Source organism: Bacillus cereus group sp. MYBK108-1 (assembly GCF_051917185.1).
GTDB lineage: Bacteria > Bacillota > Bacilli > Bacillales > Bacillaceae_G > Bacillus_A > Bacillus_A cereus.
In genome coordinates this window covers 440,012-455,283 of sequence record NZ_JBQAHZ010000001.1, presented here as the reverse complement: position 1 = coordinate 455,283, position 15,272 = coordinate 440,012, and the positions used below count along the sequence as shown (strand labels likewise).

Sequence of the window (15,272 nt, the reverse complement as noted above, 5' to 3'; positions counted from 1 at the left end):
AAAGCTTATCAAATAAAGAAGATATAAAGGAAATAGGAGGGAAAATGATGTTTACAAGTCGAGTAACAGACATATTAAAAATTGAGTATCCCGTTGTTCAAGCCGGTATGGCAGGCGCGATTACGACGCCAGAACTTGTTGCAGCAGTAAGTAATAGTGGAGGATTAGGGACGCTTGGAGCCGGCTATATGAGCCCAGAACAAATTCGTGAAGCGATTTATAGAATAAGAGAACTAACAGATAAACCTTTCGGTGTTAATTTACTTGTAACGAAAGAGATAGAAATAGAAGAAGAGAAGGTAAATGAGGCGAAAGTATTACTAAGCGGAGTGAATAGAGAATTAGGTATAGAAGTAGAAGGAACGTTAAAGCTTCCAAAAAGCTATAAGGAACAATTACAAGTGCTATTAGATGAAAAAGTACCGGTCGTTAGCTTTGCATTTCAAACGTTAGAAAAAGAAGAAATAAATGATTTAAAAAGAAGTGGAATAAAAGTTATCGGAACAGCTACCCATGTGAAGGAAGCGAAAGTACTTGCTGAGCTAGGAGTAGATATTATTATTGGGCAAGGTAGCGAAGCAGGAGGGCATAGAGGAACGTTTATTGGGAAAGAACGAGATGCTATGATTGGTACGTTTGCGTTAATACCTCAGTTAGTAGGGGTTATTCCGCATATCCCAATTGTCGCAGCAGGTGGTGTAATGAACGGACAAGGGCTTGTTGCGGCATTGGCACTAGGAGCAGAAGGTGTTCAAATGGGATCAGCCTTTTTAACAAGTGAAGAGAGTATTACGCACGATGTGTATAAAGAAGCGGTTTTACATAGTACAGATACGAGCACAACTGTAACTCGTGCGTTTTCCGGGAAATATGCACGCGGTATTCGGAATGAATTTATAGAGAGACATGAAGGAAAAGAAGAAGGGCTTCCGGTATATCCAGTGCAAAACGTATTAACTTCTAAAATACGCCAAGAGGCAGCGAAGCAAAATAAGGAAGAATATATGTCACTTTGGGCAGGACAGGCAGCATCATTGGCACGAATCGAATCAGCTCAGCATGTAGTGGAGCGAGTTATGAAAGAAGCGGCGAATGCAATCGAGCAATTACAAAATATATACAAAAAGACCACTTGAGTAATTCAAGCGGTCTTTTCGTTAGTTTGCTTTATAAAATTGTTGGATGGCTTCGTCGATGTAAACCCAGCCTTTCCAACCTAAGTGCATATGATCTTTTAAGAAGTATTTATCGTATTCATGATTTGAGAAGTCGGCAATTGGATAACCAGCTTTTTCAATTTGCTCATGAACTTTCTTATAGTATGCTTCGCGGCGTTCTTTCGGGAAGCCAGCGTAGTCGTACCAAGGACCTTTGACAGGAACAGAAATGAAGAGTGGTTTTGCACCAGATTGTTTTAATAAATCAAGTACAATTTGTAAATCTTCATATTCTGGCGATTGGTCATAAGCATCATTTTTTAAGTAACCTTCACGTTGCTTTAATTTTTTCTTAATTTTGCTATTGAAGTAACCATCTTCGATACCATATTCATTAGATCCAGATTCTGCTGCACCTGTTTGATCCGCATGTTTACGAGCCTCTTCCCAGTTCATTTGTTTTAATGAAGGATCGAGCTTCTCTTTGTGCGGTTTAATATTAAACATAGCTGTAAATAAATCTTTACGATCTAAAATGTTACGATAAATATAAGCGAAAGGTTTAGCAGCAAGTGCTTTTACTTTATACTTCGTATCATCATAAGCGATACCTTCAAGCGAAATTTTTAATAAAGTTTCTTTTTTTACAATCTCAAAGTTTAATAAACGCTTTGCAATTTGTTTTTTCATTTCAGGTTTTAAATCATTGTTGAAAATGAAGTGGTAACCTTGTTGTTTTGAAAAGTTAGGTGCAAAGTGCGTTTCGTCAATACCTTGTGGTACAAACCATTGCGGAGAAAGAACGAATACCATTTTCTTATCTTTCAATTGATCCATTGTAGATGCGAAGTTTAATACATGTACAAGGTCTTGTGTTCCGCCGCGTCCAAGAAGGAATGGCGTAAATCCTTCAGGCTTTACTTTAAAATAATTAGATGGATGGAAAGCATCCATACGTGCGAATTCCGATGAACCGTACATCGGAAGATATTTTGGATCTGCTAACATCTTTTGCTGTAAAATCATACTTTGAATTTTTTCTTCTTTTAAAGAAGTAGCAGCTTGTTCTACTTTTTCATCACTTAAAAGTGGAAGTAGGAAGCGCGTTGGAATAAGTAAGAATACAGCAAAAAGGGCCAATGCTAAAAGCATCGGACCAAATTTTGCTTTGTTCATCGGATTTCTTCCAACTTTTTAATAACCATGTTTGGTGTAGCCCACTCGTCACGGTCAAAATCAGAAATAGAAACTTCAATATCTAAACGCTCTTGGAATTCAACTAATAAAGATACTACAGCGAAAGAATCAAGGATACCTTCTTCAAACAATTGAACATCTAAGTTTTCTTTCACAATATCGTTTTCACATACTTCTTCTAAAATATCTAATACTTGCTCTTTGAATTCTGCCATTTTTAAAATCTCCTTTATATCCGAAATATATTATATGTGCAACTTCTTAATGGAATAAGAAGGGTGCATTAAAAGTATCTGTTAAGGTGTCCAGAGAAGATTAGGAAACCGAAACATACAACGTGGAACGTAATTACAATCGCAAGGATGTGTGTAAATTTATTGTTTGGCCAAAACTTATGCTTCTTGTTTTTTCTTTCAAAAATATCGAATAAAATAAACAGTGCGGCATGGTATAGACCATAAATAACATACTGCGCAACAGCGCTTCCTTGGATGTGCCAAATTCCCATAATGAAGAAGTTTAAAAATGCACCGATATACGAAATAGTGTAACGGTTCTTAATTAACTTTTTCTTCGTTGCAAAAAAGACGAAACGCATGTAAATAAAATCACGGAACCAGAATGATAAACTCATGTGCCAGCGGTTCCAGAAGTCTTTAATATTACGACTAAGGAATGGCTTATTGAAGTTTTCTGGCGTTTTAATTCCCATCATATAACTGATACCAATTACGAACGCACTATAACCTGCAAAATCAAAGAATAATTGCATGCTAGTAGCGTACATAAAAATCACATTAGATAAAAGTGTATCTTGATTGGCGAATACAGCCTTTACAAGATATGTTGTTATCAAGTGCGCGATTATAAATTTATACAGGAAACCTTGGAAAATACGGTTAAGTCCTGTATATAGTAAATTTTGATACTCCTCAGCACTAGGTGGCTTTTGAATATCTTTTTGGAATCTACGGTAACGATCGATAGGTCCACTTGAAATCGCAGGGAAGAATAAAACGAATTCCCAGAAATTAAAGAAGGAAAGTTCTTTAATTAAATTATCACGAACTTCAAAGACCATTTGTACAGCTCTAAATGTTACGTAAGACATACCTGCGAAAACAATAAAATGCAATTCAGGTACAAACGGCGCGACTTTTGCCAAAATAAGTGGCAAAATCGATAAAATAACAGCTATACAAAACATGAATGTACTATTATTTTGTTTTCTTAAAATTAAATAGCCTTTAATAAGGACATATTGCCAAATAATAAATGCAGCTAGCATCATTGCTTGCTTTGGTTTATCTGAGAAGATAATAGCAATCATGACTAATGTTAAAACGGCATTATATTTGCGCAACATTTTACCTTTTAATCCAGCTATGATAGTAGGTATTAATAAAATGCCCACTATAGCGAAAAAATAAAATGATCCATATGCGGTCATGCTGTAACCTCACTCAATAATTTTTTGCGATCTACCTTTCCATTTGGTGTCATTGGAATAGAAGATTGATACATGAATTTACGTGGAATCATGTAGTTTGGTAATCGCTCATTGAGTTCTTTTTTGATTGCAGATGTTAATTTGAATTCTTTTTCAAATGAATGTTCTCCAGGAACAACAACCGCTAATAAATAATCGTATTTCTCACCTTTTTTAATTGGAACGATAACTGCTCCTTCTACGTAAGAACACGCACGAAGGTGATGCTCAATTTCTTCTAATTCCATTCGATAACCATGCAGCTTAATTTGGAAATCAAGACGACCATTATAGAATAGAAGACCATTTTCAACATAGCCAGCATCGCCTGTTTTATAGGCGCGCTCACCGTCAATCATAGTAAATGCTTTTTCTGTTAATTCAGGGCTTCCTAAATATCCAACGCTTACGCTTGGACCGACAATTACGATTTCACCTTTTTCACCATCAGGTGCGATCGTGCCATCTTCTTTCATAATAAGAAGGCGACAGTCTGATTTACAATAGCCAACTGGAAGTGATTTGTATTGATCAAGCACTTCTTCTGTAACGTGAATACCTGTTACAGCGACAGTAGCTTCTGTTGGACCATACGTATTCATAATTGTTGCTTTAGGGAAACGTTCAATTAATTTTCTAGCCACTTCATTTGGTAACACTTCACCGCAGAATAAGAATGTTTTCATGTTCGGTAGCATACTCTCAGAGAAAGATGCTTCCATTAAACACATTTCAGCGAAAGAAGGTGTGGAAGTCCATACTTGAATATCCGATTGCTCTAAAGAAGCAAACAAGTCTTTTGGACGCGCAATCATATCTTTATCGATTGCCCAAAGTGTACCACCTGTTACTAATGATGGGTAAATATCCATTACAGATAAATCGAATGAGAAAGGTGCTTGGTTTAAGAATACTTGCCCTGTTTGTAAGTTGAAATCTTCTACAGCCCATTTTGTAAAGCTAACAAGGCAGTTATAAGTAATCTGAACCCCTTTCGGATTACCTGTGCTTCCTGATGTGTAAATAATGTAGAAATTTTCATCACCTTTTACCGCATGTTCAGGATTTGGAGTGTTCCCTTTATGAGTAAAGAAAATATCTTTTAAGTTGTCTTCACTTACGATGCGAACTGGTAAATCAGTTACAGTTACTGCTGTTGCCGATAAAAGTAATTTCGCACCAGAATTTTCAGCAATACGTTGTACACGATCAGCTGGGATAGATAAATCTACAGGAATGTAAGCATGTCCAGCTTTTACACATCCTAAAAAGTTAATAATCATTTCAGGTTGCATATGGCCATACACCATAATTGGTGAACGATCGTCTGGATACTCAGAAGAAATCCAATGTGCTAACGCATCAGAATCTTCCTTTAATTGTTTGTACGTAATTTTCGCATCTCGCCAAACAAAAGCGGTTTGATCAGGCGTTTCTGCAGCCCACTTTTCAATTTGTTCTAATAACTTCATAACGTTCCCACCCTAGAATTCATTGTAAATAAATGTACTTGTGTTTGTATCATGGAATCCATACAACCAAAGTAATGCAAATAAAATTGCAAGATAATAAACCGTCTTTGCAACCCATTGTGTGAGTGGTCGAGACCATATCTCTTTTAATCTTTCCATGTCTTTCCCTCTCTTAATGAAATAATAGCTCTTTGTAGGTATCATGTCCTACATTATTGTGAAAAAAACAAAATCCCACATTTTAGGTAAAAATAAGTCAAAAGGCTCTTTTCTGATATTAGCACTAAATACTAAAAAAGAAAATCCCTAACTTAGCAATTATATTACATTCAGCATGAATTTGTAATGGGTTTGACATGTAAATAGAAAGTGGATTGTGTGAATACATAAAAGTGGACTATAAGAATACGTAAAAATACAGTGTTTGTTTTTATTAATCATTTAAGACGGAGTAAACTTTTAAATTTCTAGTTCTTTTGAAAAGGAGGAAATTATCATGAATAGAGTGTGGAAGAATCTAATTTCGGAAGAAAATATCGTGAAATGGAGAAGGCATTTCCATAAGTATCCGGAATTATCATTTCATGAAAAAGAAACTTCGCAATTTATATATGATACATTATGCTCATTTTCTTCTTTTGAAGTAACGAGACCGACGAAATATAGTGTACTAGCAATTAAAAGAGGTGTGAAGCAAGGGAAAGTAATTGCGATTCGAGCTGATATAGACGCTTTGCCAATTCAAGAGGAGACAAGTAAATCTTATACATCTGTGAATAAAGGAATGATGCATGCATGTGGGCACGATGCTCACGCAGCTATTTTATTAAGCACAGCAGAGGTGTTATCAAATATAAAGGAAGATTTTGCAGGTGAGATTCGTCTATTCTTTCAGCACGCAGAAGAGGTGTATCCAGGCGGGGGACAAGAAATGGTTGAGGCAGGTGTAATGGACGGTGTTGATTATGTAATAGGTTTACATGTTATGTCAGGACTTGAGAGTGGAAAGATAGGAATTGCATATGGACCGATGATGGCAGCTCCAGACGTATTTACAGTTGAGATTCAAGGCAAAGGAGGACATGCGGCGCGACCAGAAGAAACGATAGATCCTATTGCTATCGGAGCACAGATTATTACAAATCTACAACATATCGTATCAAGAAATACAAGTGCTTTTATGCAAAGGGTTGTTTCAGTTACACAATTTCATGGGGGAACGGCTGACAATATTATTCCTAGTACAGCAACTTTAATGGGAACTGTTCGTTCATTTAATCAAGCATTGAGGGTGGAAGCAGAAGGGAAAATCGAGAAAATTGTGAAAGGAATTACAGAAGCACATGGAGGATCGTATACATATACGTATCGATATGGATATGATCCGGTTATTAATGATGAATATATTACGAAAATAGTAGAAGAAAGTGCACTACATTTGTTTGGGAATGAGCGTGTTGTGAAGCTTGAACCTTCTATGGGTGGAGAAGATTTTTCAGCATATTTAAGAAAAGCACCTGGTTGTTTCATTAAATTAGGAACAGGTAATGAAAATATATATACTTGTTATCCACATCATCATCCGAAATTTGACTTGGATGAATCAGCATTAATTTGTGGAGTGGAGCTATTTTTAGAGACGACTATAAGATTACTAAAATCATAGAAAAACAAAAAAAGGCAACTGCACTCTATTGCAGTTGCTTTTATTTCTTTCCGTCAGAGAGGGCTGAGAAAGAACTATGCTCATTCATAGTATATGAATAGCTAACGGACAAGCTTGTACATTTTAATCATTTTTTTAAAAATAGTTATTGACATTGATAATCAATATCAATTAATCTAAATATAGTTGGAATTGATAATTATTATCAATAGGATGGATGCGACATGTTAATGAGAAAGAATTTTCACCTTCTGCGGAGGGGATTAAAAGATAAAAATAAAGATGTTGATCAGCATATGGAATGGCAAAGAAATGTAATTCGGTCTGAATATGTAGATGAGAAGAAGAGCATTCAAACAGAAAAAGAGATACAAAGTAAAGGGAGAGGTTCAGTTGAGTAAGTTAGTAATGATTTTTGCAAGTATGAGTGGAAATACAGAGGAAATGGCTGACCATATTGCCGGCGTAATTCGTGAAACAGAAAATGAAATTGAAGTTATTGATATTATGGATTCACCAGAAGCTTCTATATTAGAACAGTATGATGGAATTATTTTAGGTGCATACACTTGGGGAGATGGCGATCTTCCTGATGATTTCTTAGATTTTTATGATGCAATGGATTCTATTGATTTAACTGGGAAAAAAGCGGCAGTATTCGGATCATGTGATTCGGCTTATCCGAAATACGGAGTGGCAGTTGACATTTTAATAGAAAAGCTACAAGAGCGCGGGGCAGCAGTTGTGTTAGAAGGACTAAAAGTAGAATTAACGCCAGAAGATGAAGATGTAGAAAAATGTTTACAGTTTGGAGCTGAATTTGTAAAACACCTTTCTTAATGGCAGAAGGGAGATGAAGAGCAAGTGCATGAGAAAATCTCAATCAAAACGATGACAGATTATCATTTGTATGATTTTATGCGTTGTCCGCATAAATTTTATTTTCGTCACATAAAAAGAAGAGAACCTTCTTCATTTGAATGGCAACAAATAGCACAAATGATTGTCAATCAAATTATTAACGAGTATTACACGCTACCTGCGGGTCAACAAACGAAAATTGTACTTTTAATATTAATAGAAAAGTATTGGAAAAAAGTAAGGATTAATATGTTTGCTTCGAAGACGGAGTACTATATTGTATTAGCGAAGCTAACGGATCACTTATTACAGTTCGTTGAAAAGGATGATAGTCAGACACCACCATTGTTTTTATACGAGAAGTTTCAAACATATATGGAAGAGTTAGGTGTCCACATGTCATTGACATTTGAAGTTGGTGAGTGGAGTGCTGAGTCGTTTGTAATTAAAAAGTATGTTGTCGATGCAGATGAGGAAATGCTTGCTCTTTGTCAGAAGCTAATGACAGTATTCAGTTATAAAGCTTTCGGAGTTTTTCCAGGAAAAATTGAAGTTATTAATTTAATAGAAGGAACTAAGTATGAGTACATTCCGAAACAGGAAGATATTATAACTGGAATGGCTGATTTATCTAGAATGAAAGAAATGTTAGAGCAACCTGAGCATTATACAGAGCGTCATTTTCGTTCTGAGTGTATAAGTTGTGCGTTTCGTAGTGAATGCCAAGGGGAAGAAGTAAAGACAGAAGCGAAACAGAAGAAAAATATAGTTCATTAAAGGATGCAACTTTGCATCCTTTTTTGTTATTGACATGAAAAGCTTTTCATCATTTACGGTATATTTGTAGCAGATTTTAATAAAGTGAAACTTTAATCAGTGGGGGTTTTGTCAAGCAACCACTGATTATCAGCCCTCATTAATCGGGCTACCCACAAATAGCAGAATAAAGGGAGGAATAATCAATGAAAGATGAAACAAAAGTATTTCAATGGTTAAAAGAACAAAATGCTCCTTTTGAAATTCAACTGCAAATTTTACAGGCGTTTCAATTGTATAAAGTTATTGTTGAAATGGATAAAAAGTTAATGATGTATGAGGAGAGAGTATATAGGGAGAGAATGTAATCTCATCCCTGTAATATCGTTTTTAGCTGTTCTGTGCCTGTAATGAATTCGAGTTCATTCTCTGACTCAAAGTTATAAATAATATTATGTAGTAAAGGACTGTATTGATAAAAGGTAGTAATACGATGAATGAGTAATGGATCATGATGAGAAATAAGTGTACTGTACTGTTCATATACAGATGTAGTAAACTCATCTCCGAAATCATAATATAGTCCTGCAAAATCAAAAGCAGGATCGCCAATTTGCGCATCACCAAAATCGATAACACCTGAAATGCTTTTGTTATGCTTGTTAAATAAAATGTGATGATGAGTAAAATCAGCGTGAATGATTGTGTTTTGAAAAGTGGATGTAGCTAAACATGCAAAGAAATTTTCAAATAAGCGATTTAAGGCTAGTTTCTGTAATGAAGTAAGGCTAGTAGTGAGATATTGGTTTAATTTTGTTTGTAGCTCTTTCCAGTAGGTACATGTTTTTTCAATAGGGAAACATAGCGTTGTAACTTGGTGTAAAGGAATACTATGTAGTACCGCAAGGAAAGTAGCTAATTGTGTAATAATTGCTTTCAGCTCTGTATCCTCCAGCGTGGCAACTGTTTCTGTTTTTAATGGTTCACCATGAATGAGAGTATAGTAACTACAAAGAGGAACCTCATCAGATTCATTTTTATAAATTAGGTGATATTGTGGAACTTCGATTTCTTGTAGTGATTGAGTGAGAATTGCGCATAGTTCTTTTTCTAACGGAATTCGCATCGCATATTCCTGTTTTCGCGGGAAACGAAACAGTAGCTCATCATTTACTATAACTGCTACATTATCCCATCCTTCTTCATTTTGTTTATATGAATGTATAGAAAGATTAGGCAAAGCTTCTTTTATATAATGTTTGTAAGAGTCCATAATTGTTCCTCGTTTCTGAGTTAAGTTATTCTATTTTATGATATCAGAATTTTCTTTCTATATGTTAACATATATCTATTATTATGAAGAAGGGCGGGAGTATTACGAAAAAAAGACTGTTAATCATTTCTCTATGTATCGCTTTTGTATTGTTTTGGTCATATAAAGAGGAGGTTTTTGCTACCTTTAAACCGATTGATCAGTACGAGTTAAATAAGGAGTTAAAGAACAAAAGTATAGAAAATTTAACTCATAATGAAATGAAAAAGGTAGGAGAGCATTTTGTGACTGAACAACTATCAGTGTTTGAGTTTAATAATAAAGAAGATGTGAAACGAAAAGGTGAAGAAATATTTTTAAATAGAGGGTATGAACCATTAATGGAAAATTATTATCCAAATCGTTTTCAAGATTTAGAGTATAAATTTACAAGCGAGGAGATACGTGAAGAGACCGATGAGAGTTTTCTTTATCAAGCTGTAGCGTACGTTGCGGGTACTGAAAATGGTAAGAGAAGCGAAATGAAATTGAATTATGAAGTGAAAATTGTAAAGGTTAATAATATATTTATGGTGCTAGAACAAAAGCAGCGCGTACAATAAAGGAAATTCATTGCTTGTATTACTTAATGCGGAATAAAAAGGCCCTCAAGGAATAAAGGGCCTTTACAGATTTTCATTTTGTTGACCAAGTTCTTTTTGAGCAATATATAAATTCCCTTGCTCGACTTGTTTAAGAGTATGAACAGAATCTCCTGCATATCCTTTTTGTGTTTTAACAGTTCTTTTTGAACGATTGGAATCTTGTTTCTTCATATAATAGGCCACCTTTCATCAAAAATAAACGAAAATGATAAGTATGAGTAATACAGCAGCGAAAATGGTAATGCCCATTAAAAACGAAGTGTTTTTATATTTAGGTGGCTTATGTACATCTTGCCGATATCCAGGTGAAATTTCAGGGGCAAATTCTTCATCGAATGATTGCTTTTTTTCTTTGTCGTCCATATGTACCCACCTTTCTTTTTCATTATATTATACGTTACAAGAAAAAATATGCATAAAGAAAACAGCCGCTTTATTATTAGCGGCTGTTTTGTGTTGTATATTTTCGTTGTACTTGAAAGAGACGGATAAGTAGGAAGGCAGCGCCAAATGCTAGACCGATAATAAGACCGATCCAATAGCCTTTCGCGGCCCATTCTGTATACGTCGCTAATATGTAACCTAGTGGTAGACCTATTATCCAATAAGCAATTAAAGTCATAATTAGAGCAACATTTACATCTTTATAACCACGCAAAGCTCCTTGTACAGGGGTTGCAATTGCATCTGAAATTTGAAATAAAATTGCAAAGATAAGAAATTCTTTTGCTAAATGATGAACTTTTGCATCTGTCGTATAAATAGAAGCAATTTGATCATCAAAGAAGTAGAGAAGAATCGAATATAATACAGCAAAGGCAAGGGCTAATCCAATTCCAATCAATCCGTATTGTTTTGCATTATCGTAACGTTTTGCTCCAACTTCGAATCCGACCGCAATAGTCATTGCCATTGCTAAACTTAGCGGAGTCATATATAACAAGGAAGCAAAGTTCATAGCTGCTTGGTGAGCTGCAATAGTTGTCGTACTAAAATTACTCATCATGAGCGTTACCGCAGCGAAAATACTCGTTTCAAAAAAGATAGCAAATCCGATAGGGACGCCAAGTTTTAAGAATGCTTTCCAACTTGAAAGAGAAGGTCGGTATAATTGTTTGAAAATGTTGAAAGAGGCAAAAGGCTCTTTCGTCTGAATAATAATGACTGTAATAATTAAAATGCACCAATATGTTGCAGTGGAAGCAATTGCTGCTCCGACACCACCAAGCTTTGGGAAACCGAAGTTACCAAAAATTAATAGGTAATTTAATATTACGTTAATTGGTAATGATAATAATGTAATAATCATCGTTGTTCGAGTTTTTCCTAATGCATCAATAAATCCACGTAAAACAGTGTAAGTGAATAAAGGTATAATTCCTATTGCGATAATACTTAAAAATTGCGCTGCAATACGTTCCACAGGTTCTTCTAAGCGCATGCCATTTAAAATAGGTGAAACGACGAAAAAACCGATGAGGATAACAACGAAGCTAGCACAAATTGCTAAATAAACTGCTTGTATGACAACGTGGGGAACGTCCTCTTTTTTCTTGGATCCAACGAGCTGTGCAACAATGGGAGTAGTAGCCATTAAAATTCCTGTTAACCCCGTACTAACTGGAATCCATATACTTGTTCCAATTGCAACACCTGCTAAATCAGTTGGACTTGCATGTCCTGACATTGTTGTATCAAAAAAACTCATCGCAAATAATGACATTTGCGTTACGAAAATCGGAAAAAATAGTAATACAAATTGCTTTAACTTTTGTGAAAATGAAGTAGTTTCTTTCATAAAATCCCCTTTCCATATAAAAAAACAAACTCTTACTATCATACAATTTAATCAAAGATTAGAAAAGAAATACGCGCCTACAACATATAAAACCAATAAAAAAAGGATGCACTTTGAAAAGGGATAAGGTATTATGATAAGGTGTGAAAAAATTACATATTATTTGTTATTAAGGAGGCACTACTTGTGGCTGATTGGTTAATTGGTTTAATCATGGGTGCTGTTGAAGGGTTAACAGAGTTTCTACCAGTATCATCAACAGGACATATGATTTTAACAGGACATTTAATTGGATTTGACGATGAGAGAGCGAAAGTTTTTGAAGTTGTTATCCAATTGGGATCGATTTTAGCAGTTGTTGTTATATTTTGGAAGCGTCTATGGTCGTTAGTTGGAATAGGTAAAGTAACAGACGGACCATCGTTAAATTTATTACATATTATTATCGGGATGATTCCTGCTGGGATACTTGGCGTGTTATTCCATAGCACTATTAAAGAGGTTTTATTTGGTCCAGGACCAGTTGTTATTAGCTTAGTAGCCGGTGGTATTTTAATGATTGTTGCTGAGAAGTTTTCGAAACCAAGTACAGCAAGAACGTTAGATGAAATCACATATAAACAGGCATTTACAATTGGAATGTTTCAATGTTTAGCTCTTTGGCCAGGATTTTCTCGTTCTGGTTCTACAATCAGTGGTGGTTTATTAGCTCGCGTGTCGCATACAGCGGCAGCTGAATATACGTTCATTTTAGCGGTACCGATGATGGTAGCTGCAAGTGGATTAGATTTAATTAAAAGCTGGGATGTATTAAGCTCAGCAGATATAACGCTATTTGTAACAGGATTTGTAACTGCATTCGTTGTTGCGATGCTTGCAATTGTTTCATTCTTGAAATTATTATCTCGTGTGAAACTAACACCGTTCGCTTATTATCGTTTTATTTTAGCTGCGGTATTCTATTTCTTCATTATGTAATAAAAAAACCTGCCGAGCTCGGCAGGTTTTTTTATTTTACTATTTTTTCCACCATATTTTCCATTACATGCTCCCAAAGAGAAGTATCATCAGCTAATGTAGCACGGAAATTAGCATACATTTCTTTTTGTTTTTCTTCGAATGTTGGATCTTCTTTTTCGGGTAATGTAGCGCGCATTGAAGTTACTAATTCTTGTACTTTTGGAGCGCGTGGTCCAAAGACGGCTTGTTCATTTCCATCTTTATCAATGAAAATAAAGATTGGAATCGCACGTGCTGTTCCATTTGTTAAATATTGATCCATTAATTCTAAGTTTTCGTCGCGAATTAATAAACTCATTTCAATATTTGCAACTTCAGAAATTCGTTTCATAACAGGTACGCATAAAAGAGCATCGCCACACCAATCAGCAGTTAATACGATAACACGCCAGCCGTCATTTTGACGTTCTTCTAATACAGGAAGTAATTCATTTGGAATTAAAAAGTTATTGTAAATGTGTAGTAGCTCGTATTGGTTTACTTGCATTTCATTCACATATGTATCAAAGGACATACCTTTATCAGCCCATTGTTGTAAGTTCATAATTAACACCTCTTTAGTAAGATTTGCTTTCATTGTACCAATTTTTATATAGAAAAGCTTGTATTCTTACTCTTTCTCGTCACTTAATAATTTATTTAAGAGGAAAAAGAATAGTACGACACATAATTCAGCTATGTTGGACATTTGTACGCTTTCTATCCAATCATCAGCAGTATGAATGACGAACCAATCTAGTGTAATTTCAATGAATGAGAAAAGAGTAATAGAAATCCAATTTGGCATGTTTTGTGTCAGTGGATATAGCAGCGCTTTGAAGAAACTGAAGATGAAAAATGTAATACTGTCTAAGAAAGTGATTAATAAAAAAAGAGAAGTAACGCAATACGTGAACTATACTCTATACCTGTAAATTGAAAGATTCCTACATATACAAAAAATATAAATGCAAAAATTATAATGAGAAAAGAGCAATAATACTAATGATAATCGTTTTATCTTTTAGGCTGAGATTTGAGAATTTCTCCTCCTCATGCATTAAGATACCCCCTTTTTCTGGAAGTTAACTTCATTTTATCATGAAATACATATTAAAAAACTACGAATTATGGGAAAATAAGGTGACAAAAAGTAAGATTTCATGTAAAATTATTAATAAGGTTTTTATTTAACTAAATGAAATAAAAGGAGCTGTCAAAGTTGTCTCAAAATCGAGAGCAATTAATGGAAGAACTATCGACAAATGTGTTTGCTATGTTTCGCACATTGCGTAATGATATCGGAAAAATATTCGGTGGTTACATACCGTGGAATGAATTCATCGTCCTGAGAATATTAAATCGTACGAATAAAGAAATGGTATCGCGTGTAGCAAATGAATTAAATGTGTCGAATAGTCATATTACAGCTGTTACAGAAAAATTAATTAATAAAGGTTTTGTAACTCGTTCACGTTCTACATCAGATCGCCGAGTTGTGTATTTAGAGATTACAGAACAAGGGAAAGATTTAGTTGCGAAAATGGAAGATGCGAAAAAACAATATTTACAAGAAAGATTCTCTACACTTTCAGAAGATGAAATGAATGTAATGATTTCGATTTCCAAAAAACTTATTTAAGTGATTATAAACAAGAAAACGCTTACGTGATGAAAGAGAAGATCTTCCTTATATATGGAAGGTCTTCTTTCATGTGTAATAGATGTTAAAAAATAAAATGTGTATGAAAAAAGATAGAGCGCCATACTACTAATACAAGGAAGGGAGGGAGAAATATGACGAATCGTAACGGTAGTAAAGGGAGCGGTAATCAAGGATCACCAAAGTCCGGCCAGTTTAATCAGGAATTTAGCACTGAATTTGAAACTGGTAATGATAATAAAGGGAAAGAATATCGTTCTAAAAAAGGGAGTAAATCAAAAAAGGAGTGAAATTCAT

The 15,272-nt window shown here is 34.9% G+C and carries 20 protein-coding genes and 1 pseudogene; 10 read left to right on the top strand and 11 right to left on the bottom strand.

From position 1 onward, the window contains the following. Positions 1-47: 47 nt before the first annotated feature. Positions 48-1,136, top strand: coding sequence for an NAD(P)H-dependent flavin oxidoreductase (locus ACTFSL_RS02345; protein WP_000495279.1), 1,089 nt, complete (start codon positions 48-50; stop codon positions 1,134-1,136). Positions 1,137-1,157: 21 nt separating this feature from the next. Here ACTFSL_RS02345 and dltD read toward each other — a convergent pair whose 3' ends face one another. From dltD to ACTFSL_RS02320, 5 genes are all read right to left on the bottom strand, one after another. After that, complete coding sequence (gene dltD, locus ACTFSL_RS02340; protein WP_001030268.1) at positions 1,158-2,333, bottom strand: D-alanyl-lipoteichoic acid biosynthesis protein DltD; 1,176 nt, start codon at positions 2,331-2,333, stop codon at positions 1,158-1,160. Further along, on the bottom strand, positions 2,330-2,569 hold the full coding sequence (gene dltC, locus ACTFSL_RS02335) for a D-alanine--poly(phosphoribitol) ligase subunit DltC (RefSeq protein WP_000807310.1): 240 nt from the start codon (positions 2,567-2,569) through the stop codon (positions 2,330-2,332). The genes dltD and dltC overlap by 4 nt, the downstream gene beginning before the upstream one ends. A 68-nt stretch (positions 2,570-2,637) precedes the next feature. Then, the gene (dltB, locus tag ACTFSL_RS02330; RefSeq protein WP_017673707.1) at positions 2,638-3,804 is read right to left on the bottom strand and encodes a D-alanyl-lipoteichoic acid biosynthesis protein DltB; all 1,167 of its coding nucleotides are present in this window, start codon (positions 3,802-3,804) and stop codon (positions 2,638-2,640) included. Next, the gene (dltA, locus tag ACTFSL_RS02325; RefSeq protein ID WP_000770505.1) at positions 3,801-5,315 is read right to left on the bottom strand and encodes a D-alanine--poly(phosphoribitol) ligase subunit DltA; all 1,515 of its coding nucleotides are present in this window, start codon (positions 5,313-5,315) and stop codon (positions 3,801-3,803) included. Before dltA ends, dltB begins: the two co-directional genes overlap by 4 nt. 12 nt (positions 5,316-5,327) lie before the next feature. After that, on the bottom strand, positions 5,328-5,474 hold the full coding sequence (locus ACTFSL_RS02320) for a teichoic acid D-Ala incorporation-associated protein DltX (protein WP_000440293.1): 147 nt from the start codon (positions 5,472-5,474) through the stop codon (positions 5,328-5,330). A 337-nt stretch (positions 5,475-5,811) separates the two neighbouring features. Here ACTFSL_RS02320 and amaA point away from each other — a divergent pair, with 337 nt between their 5' ends. The 5 genes from amaA to ACTFSL_RS02295 all read left to right on the top strand — a co-directional run bounded on the left by amaA (position 5,812) and on the right by ACTFSL_RS02295 (position 8,966). Next, positions 5,812-6,981, top strand: a complete 1,170-nt coding sequence (gene amaA, locus ACTFSL_RS02315; RefSeq protein WP_001082783.1) for an N-acyl-aliphatic-L-amino acid amidohydrolase — start codon at positions 5,812-5,814, stop codon at positions 6,979-6,981. Between the two features lie 224 nt (positions 6,982-7,205). Beyond that, entirely contained in the window at positions 7,206-7,382 is a 177-nt protein-coding gene (locus ACTFSL_RS02310) for a hypothetical protein (RefSeq protein ID WP_000929023.1), read from the top strand. Beyond that, complete coding sequence (locus ACTFSL_RS02305; RefSeq protein ID WP_000041153.1) at positions 7,375-7,821, top strand: flavodoxin; 447 nt, start codon at positions 7,375-7,377, stop codon at positions 7,819-7,821. Before ACTFSL_RS02310 ends, ACTFSL_RS02305 begins: the two co-directional genes overlap by 8 nt. Before the next feature lie 24 nt (positions 7,822-7,845). Beyond that, positions 7,846-8,619, top strand: a complete 774-nt coding sequence (locus tag ACTFSL_RS02300) for a hypothetical protein (RefSeq protein ID WP_119683135.1) — start codon at positions 7,846-7,848, stop codon at positions 8,617-8,619. A 185-nt stretch (positions 8,620-8,804) separates the two neighbouring features. After that, complete coding sequence (locus ACTFSL_RS02295; protein WP_000651086.1) at positions 8,805-8,966, top strand: hypothetical protein; 162 nt, start codon at positions 8,805-8,807, stop codon at positions 8,964-8,966. Between the two features lie 2 nt (positions 8,967-8,968). Here ACTFSL_RS02295 and ACTFSL_RS02290 read toward each other — a convergent pair whose 3' ends face one another. After that, a complete protein-coding gene (locus tag ACTFSL_RS02290; protein WP_000378985.1) occupies positions 8,969-9,871 on the bottom strand; it encodes an aminoglycoside phosphotransferase family protein in 903 nt (300 codons plus the stop codon). Between the two features lie 83 nt (positions 9,872-9,954). Here ACTFSL_RS02290 and ACTFSL_RS02285 point away from each other — a divergent pair, with 83 nt between their 5' ends. Then, on the top strand, positions 9,955-10,473 hold the full coding sequence (locus ACTFSL_RS02285) for a biotin transporter BioY (protein ID WP_121868153.1): 519 nt from the start codon (positions 9,955-9,957) through the stop codon (positions 10,471-10,473). 63 nt (positions 10,474-10,536) lie between these two features. On the opposite strand, the gene ACTFSL_RS02280 is transcribed toward ACTFSL_RS02285, so the two are convergent. The 3 genes from ACTFSL_RS02280 to ACTFSL_RS02270 all read right to left on the bottom strand — a co-directional run bounded on the left by ACTFSL_RS02280 (position 10,537) and on the right by ACTFSL_RS02270 (position 12,313). Continuing rightward, positions 10,537-10,686, bottom strand: a complete 150-nt coding sequence (locus ACTFSL_RS02280; RefSeq protein WP_000743742.1) for a hypothetical protein — start codon at positions 10,684-10,686, stop codon at positions 10,537-10,539. A gap of 18 nt (positions 10,687-10,704) precedes the next feature. Further along, positions 10,705-10,878, bottom strand: coding sequence for a hypothetical protein (locus ACTFSL_RS02275; protein ID WP_000341062.1), 174 nt, complete (start codon positions 10,876-10,878; stop codon positions 10,705-10,707). Positions 10,879-10,954: 76 nt separating this feature from the next. Beyond that, positions 10,955-12,313 (bottom strand): MATE family efflux transporter, encoded by a 1,359-nt coding sequence (locus ACTFSL_RS02270; RefSeq protein WP_440041108.1) that lies wholly within the window; start codon positions 12,311-12,313, stop codon positions 10,955-10,957. A gap of 186 nt (positions 12,314-12,499) precedes the next feature. On the opposite strand from ACTFSL_RS02270, the gene uppP reads away from it, so the two are divergent. Next, positions 12,500-13,291: a bacitracin resistance undecaprenyl-diphosphatase gene (gene uppP, locus ACTFSL_RS02265; protein ID WP_000796253.1), complete on the top strand. Its 792-nt coding sequence runs from the start codon at positions 12,500-12,502 to the stop codon at positions 13,289-13,291. Between the two features lie 31 nt (positions 13,292-13,322). Here uppP and ACTFSL_RS02260 read toward each other — a convergent pair whose 3' ends face one another. Both ACTFSL_RS02260 and ACTFSL_RS02255 read right to left on the bottom strand, forming a co-directional pair. After that, a complete protein-coding gene (locus ACTFSL_RS02260) occupies positions 13,323-13,910 on the bottom strand; it encodes a thioredoxin family protein (protein ID WP_002040836.1) in 588 nt (195 codons plus the stop codon). A 33-nt stretch (positions 13,911-13,943) separates the two neighbouring features. Next, a pseudogene (locus ACTFSL_RS02255) lies at positions 13,944-14,373 on the bottom strand (YrvL family regulatory protein). Between the two features lie 161 nt (positions 14,374-14,534). Here ACTFSL_RS02255 and ACTFSL_RS02250 point away from each other — a divergent pair. Together ACTFSL_RS02250 and ACTFSL_RS02245 are read left to right on the top strand one after the other, a co-directional pair. Beyond that, positions 14,535-14,954, top strand: coding sequence for a MarR family winged helix-turn-helix transcriptional regulator (locus ACTFSL_RS02250; RefSeq protein ID WP_000081434.1), 420 nt, complete (start codon positions 14,535-14,537; stop codon positions 14,952-14,954). Between the two features lie 155 nt (positions 14,955-15,109). Next, positions 15,110-15,265 (top strand): hypothetical protein, encoded by a 156-nt coding sequence (locus ACTFSL_RS02245; protein WP_000184928.1) that lies wholly within the window; start codon positions 15,110-15,112, stop codon positions 15,263-15,265. Positions 15,266-15,272: the final 7 nt, after the last annotated feature.